Source organism: Campylobacter showae CC57C, from assembly GCF_000344295.2.
Classification (GTDB): domain Bacteria; phylum Campylobacterota; class Campylobacteria; order Campylobacterales; family Campylobacteraceae; genus Campylobacter_A; species Campylobacter_A showae_B.
Map to the genome: position 1 here is coordinate 1 of NZ_AOTD01000034.1, position 3483 is coordinate 3483.

Annotated in this window: 4 protein-coding genes and 1 tRNA gene; 4 read left to right on the top strand and 1 reads right to left on the bottom strand. The window is 47.9% G+C overall.

Features of this window, described 5'->3' with window-relative positions:
- Positions 1-122 precede the first annotated feature (122 nt).
- Both H740_RS01405 and H740_RS12045 read left to right on the top strand, forming a co-directional pair.
- On the top strand, positions 123-1247 hold the full coding sequence (locus H740_RS01405) for a nicotinate phosphoribosyltransferase (RefSeq protein ID WP_231679290.1): 1125 nt from the start codon (positions 123-125) through the stop codon (positions 1245-1247).
- A gap of 8 nt (positions 1248-1255) precedes the next feature.
- A complete protein-coding gene (locus H740_RS12045) occupies positions 1256-1564 on the top strand; it encodes a hypothetical protein (protein WP_231679291.1) in 309 nt (102 codons plus the stop codon).
- 151 nt (positions 1565-1715) lie between these two features.
- On the opposite strand, the gene H740_RS01410 is transcribed toward H740_RS12045, so the two are convergent.
- Positions 1716-1792, bottom strand: a tRNA-Ile gene (locus H740_RS01410).
- Between the two features lie 110 nt (positions 1793-1902).
- Between H740_RS01410 and H740_RS01415 the strand changes: the two genes are divergently transcribed.
- Together H740_RS01415 and H740_RS01420 are read left to right on the top strand one after the other, a co-directional pair.
- On the top strand, positions 1903-2319 hold the full coding sequence (locus H740_RS01415) for an SseB family protein (protein WP_002950554.1): 417 nt from the start codon (positions 1903-1905) through the stop codon (positions 2317-2319).
- An 82-nt stretch (positions 2320-2401) separates the two neighbouring features.
- The gene (locus tag H740_RS01420) at positions 2402-3265 is read left to right on the top strand and encodes a CbrC family protein (protein ID WP_004322131.1); all 864 of its coding nucleotides are present in this window, start codon (positions 2402-2404) and stop codon (positions 3263-3265) included.
- Positions 3266-3483: the final 218 nt, after the last annotated feature.

Below are 3483 nucleotides of genomic sequence, written 5' to 3' on the forward strand. Positions count from 1 at the left end.
ATAAAAAGTGATAATATTATGAGATTAAATAATATATTTGTTAAAAACCGTTCCGCCGAATTTCAGCGTCTCGCAAGCCGCAGGGTTATATCATTATCAAATTTTAACGAGAAAGGGCAAAAATGACGCAGTTTGACGCGAGAAATGTCAGTATGGTGATGGATCTTTACGAGCTTACGATGGCGGAGGGGTATTTTAAAAGCGGGGATCAACCGCGCGTGGCGTTTGACGTTTTTTACCGCAAGGTGCCCGACGGCGGCGGTTTTGCGATATTTGCGGGACTTGAGCAAATCATAGAGTATGTAGAAAATTTACGCTTTGACGATAGCGACGTGAGCTATCTGCGTTCGTTAAATTTATTTAGCGAGGATTTTTTGGATTACCTGCGCAAATTTCGCTTTAGAGGCGATATATACGCATTTGCCGAGGGTACGATCATCTATCCGCAAGAGCCTTTTATGACCGTCGTGGCCTCGCCTATCGACGCGCAACTCATAGAAACCGCGATCCTATCGCAGATAAACCACCAAAGCCTCATCGCGACCAAGGCTAGGCGCATCGTAAAGGCCGCGGACGGCAGGAGCGTGTTTGACTTCGGCGCTAGGCGCGCGCACAACCTAGACGCCGCGATCTACGGCGCCAGAGCGGCCTACATCGGCGGCGCGGACGGTACGGCGACGGTACTAGCGGCTAAAACTTTCGGCATACCGACGACGGGCACGATGGCGCACAGCTGGGTTATGTATTTCGGCGACGAATTTGAAGCCTTTAAGCGCTACGCCCTGCTCTATCCGGACTCCGCTTCGCTGCTCGTAGATACCTACGACGTGCTGCATAGCGGCGTACCAAATGCGATAAAAACGGCAAAAGAGGTGCTAGAGCCGCTGGGTAAACGCCTAAAAGCGGTCAGGCTAGACTCCGGCGACCTGGCGTATCTATCTAAAAAAACGCGCGCGATGCTAGATGACGCAGGGCTACAAGACTGTAAAATCACGGTCTCAAACAGCCTGGATGAATACACCATCGCCTCGATCCTGGCTCAAGGAGGCCAAATAGACGGCTTTGGCGTGGGCGAGCGGCTGATAACCTCCAAAAGCGATCCGATTTTTAGCGGGGTTTATAAGCTAGTAGCAGTCGAAGCGGGCGGCAAATTTAGCCCCCGTATCAAGCTCTCAGAAGCCGTAGAAAAGATGACCAATCCCGGCATAAAAAAGGTCTGGCGCATCTACCAAAACGGCCAAGCATAGCCGACCTCATCGCAAACGCGGACGAAACGCCCGATCTATCCAAACCGTACCGCTATATAGATCCCGAAAAGCCGTGGAAGGAGCTGTATTTTGAGGGTTGCACGGCGCGGCAACTACAAAATCTAGTGGTAAAAGACGGCAAGCGCGTGAGCGAGAAGGTAAATTTAGCGCAAATCAGAGAGTACGTAAAAGAGCAGCTGGAAAATGAAATTTGGCAGGAGGAGCAGCGCTTTGAAAACCCGCACAAACACTACGTCGATATGAGCGTGAACTACTACGAGATGAAGATGAACCTGCTAAAACAAACCAAAAAATAGGCGAATCGGATTTCGCCTTTGCTTGATTTTGATGTCAAATTTGACCGCTGGATTTTAAAAATCGGCTCAAATTTGACTTACAATATTATTTTAGAGTACATCTAGCAATTAAATCAGCTTTTTAAAATTTGAAAGAATCGATATGAATGAGTGGTGGGTTCACCAGGACTCGAACCTGGGACCATCCGGTTATGAGCCGGATGCTCTAACCAACTGAGCTATGAACCCGCCAGCTGAAGTGAGGTTGTGATTATAGCAACGCAAAGCTTATTTACTGCTAAATTTTGATTTAAAAACGCAAAAATGTATAATACGCCAAATTTAATCCAAGGCGAGAGATGAACGAAAATTTAAGTGATTTTATAGACGCATTTTTACTAGACAGCGGCGAGCAGAGCGAAAAGGCGCTAATCGCGGCGCTAAAAAAAGCAGAGTTTTTAGCACCCGTACTCATAAACCAAGCCTTAGCAAAACCAGACGGCAGCGCAGTTTACGAAGAAGAGGGCTCAAATATCAAATTTGTCCTATTAGAAGACGAGGGGAGCGGGCTTAGCTATTTCCCGGCATTTTCCAGTAGAGCCGAGATGATGAGATGGCGAAACGACGCCGAGCAGGAGGCGATAAATCTACGCCTAAAGGACTATGCCGCGATGCTAGAAAGCGCTGATGGCAAATATGCAGGTGTCGTGATAGACGCGTTTTCGCATAGTTTGATCTTAGATTTAGCAAAGCTAAAAGCAATCTGCGCAGAGTAAAATTTGATCCAAAAAATAGTAGGTCTGCTCGGTAAAATTTAAAGGATAATCCCGCCCGCAACCGCAAATTTGAGGGGAGAAAATGGATAAATTTAGAGAAAAATATATCGCGCTTCAAAAGGCGTTTTGGGACACGGACGGCGGTGCGGCAAGCATTTTGGCGCTATTTGAGTTCAAAGATGAGCTCGAAAAATGCGATGAAAAAGAGGCAAAGCTCGTGCTCGTGGACGTTTACGAACTGCTAGGGTTTAAAAAGAGCGCCTGCGAGCTTTTAGCCAAATTTTGCGATCCGAAAGATAAAAAGCAACTCAAAAAACTCGGCTATCTAAAGCAGTATGCGCAAAACGGCGACGCAGGAGCGATAATGCGCCCAAAAACTGCGAACGAAGCCGCACGCCAAAGCATAAAGCTAAAAAGCCTGCCTCATTTTCACTACCACCCGGATCCCTTTAAAACAGGCGTGTTTAAGGACGACGCGAGCGTGGTTTGCGAATGCTGCGAGCAGACGACGGACGTGTATTATTGCGGTAGCGTTTACAGCGTGGAGGACGTGAACTACCTTTGCCCGCACTGCATCGCTAGCGGCGCGGCTGCGGCTAAATTTGACGCCAGATTCATCCAGGATGCCGACCATCTGCCGCCTAGCACTTCGGACGTGCAGGCTAAAACCGAGGAGCTATTTAAAAGGACGCCAGGATATTTTAGCTGGCAGGGGGAGCACTGGCTCACGTGTTGCGACGATTACTGCGAGTTTTTGGGCGACGTGGGCACAAAGGGACTGCAGGATTTGGGCATAGCAGAGAAGGTGCTTGCAGACTACGCCTTACGCGAGGAATTTGCAGTAGAGGACGTGCGTGATTACCTCGTCGCGGGCGGCGATATGGCGGGCTATCTGTTTCGTTGCACCCACTGCGGCAAGTATAAAATCTATGTCGATGCGAGCTAAATTTGAGAGAAAACTTGAAAAATTTTACTCGCCTAGCCCCGCATCTTTAAGACGTAAAATTTGAGTTAGCTAAATTTGATGCTGTTTTGCTTTTATGTTGAGGGGTTTTAAACTACGCTTTGCTTCGCAGTTGTGAGTGTAACGATGCAAAAGAGCCCCATTTTTATTTCCAATTTTTCCTTTCTTTTGGAGAGGAAGGGGTTCTACTTACGGTCTGC